The 1,646-nt window shown below is 31.2% G+C and carries 2 protein-coding genes; both read right to left on the bottom strand.

The window, feature by feature from the left end:
- Nucleotides 1–142: 142 nt before the first annotated feature.
- Complete coding sequence (gene tgt, locus AMN70_RS00560; protein ID WP_075501035.1) at nt 143–1,255, bottom strand: tRNA guanosine(34) transglycosylase Tgt; 1,113 nt, start codon at nt 1,253–1,255, stop codon at nt 143–145.
- A 7-nt stretch (nt 1,256–1,262) separates the two neighbouring features.
- Nucleotides 1,263–1,646, bottom strand: a 384-nt coding sequence (locus AMN70_RS00555) for a peptidylprolyl isomerase (protein ID WP_075501033.1), incomplete at its 5' end; no start/stop codon positions are given.

Below are 1,646 nucleotides of genomic sequence, written 5' to 3'. Positions count from 1 at the left end.
GTTGGACTCGAACCAACGACCCATTCCTTAAAAGGGAATTGCTCTACCAACTGAGCTAACGGCCCACATTTTTATAGAATGAGATTGTGTATACAGAATTATTTCAATAATTCAAACACGAATTTTTGATTAATAGATACTGCTACAACTTATCTATGTATTTGTCATGAAATTCGTTAAATGAACCATTGTTAATATTTTTTCTTATAGCGGCCATTAACTCTTGATAAAAATTGATATTATGAAGCGTTAAGAGCATGGAACCTAAAATTTCGTTTGTATTAAACAAGTGATTTAAATAATTTTTGGAATATCTATTTAAATTTAAATTGTCACACTTTGGATCTAGTGGTGAATTATCATTTTGGTATTTATTGTTTTTAATATTTATTCTGCCATCCCATGTAAATGCCAATCCAGTTCGACCTGATCTTGTTGGTAAAACACAATCAAACATATCTATACCTCTTTTAACAGCCCCTAATATATCTGAAGGAGTTCCTACGCCCATTAAATAATGTGGTTTTTCATAAGGTAAATTTTCTTTTAAATCATCTAAAACTTGAAACATTTCTTTTTGACTTTCGCCAACTGCCAAACCTCCTAATGCATAACCATCAAAATCTAATTTCATGAGTTCATGTAAAGATTTAAGTCTTAATTCTTTAAATAGGCCTCCTTGAATTATGCCAAACAACCCTTTATGAGGATTTTTACCAAATTCTTTTTTTGATCTTTCTGCCCAATACAAAGAAAGTTCCATGGATTTTCTAATTATTTCAAAATCATTAGTATTTTTTGGACATTCATCCATAATCATTACAATATCTGAATTCAAGCCAAGTTGTATTTGAATGCTTTGTTCGGGACTTAAATAAAATTTCTTTCCATCAACATGAGAATTAAAAATTGCACCTTTTTCTCTATCAATTTTATTCAGCTTAGATAAAGACATTACTTGAAAACCACCAGAGTCTGTTAAGATTGGTAAATCACAATTCATAAATTGATGTAACCCACCAGCATTTTGTATACGTTCTACACCTGGTCTGATCATTAAGTGATACGTGTTTGATAAAATTATTTCAGAACCAGTTTTTTTTATATCATCAATAGTACATGCTTTAACAGTTGCCTGTGTTCCTACAGGCATAAAAGTTGGAGTTTGGATATTGCCTCTATGCGTTTCTATTAGACCATTTCTAGCAAAATTATCTCTATTTAATATTTTGAAGGCAAAATTTTTTAATGCCATTTAAAGATTATAAAGATTTGAAACTAATAATCTTGTCAGGATCAGATACAGCCCCATTATTGTTTTCATCACCCCTTTTAATTTTGTCGACATATTCCATTCCCTCAACAACTTTTCCAAAAACAGTATATTGTCTATCCAAAAAAGGAGCTGGTTTAAAACATATAAAGAACTGACTGTTTGCACTGTTAGGATCTGACGATCTAGCCATAGACAAAGTACCTCTATCATGAGGAAGACTACTAAATTCTTGATTCAAATCAGGTAAATCAGAGCCTCCCATGCCTGCTCTTCTTAAATCAAAATCATTGGAGTTTGAATTTCCAAATTTAACATCGCCTGTTTGTGCCATAAATCCATCAATAACTCTGTGAAACACAACATTGTCATA

It is taken from the genome of Candidatus Pelagibacter communis (assembly GCF_001179925.1).
GTDB lineage: Bacteria > Pseudomonadota > Alphaproteobacteria > Pelagibacterales > Pelagibacteraceae > Pelagibacter > Pelagibacter ubique_E.
This window is presented reverse-complemented; position numbering and strand designations above follow the sequence as displayed.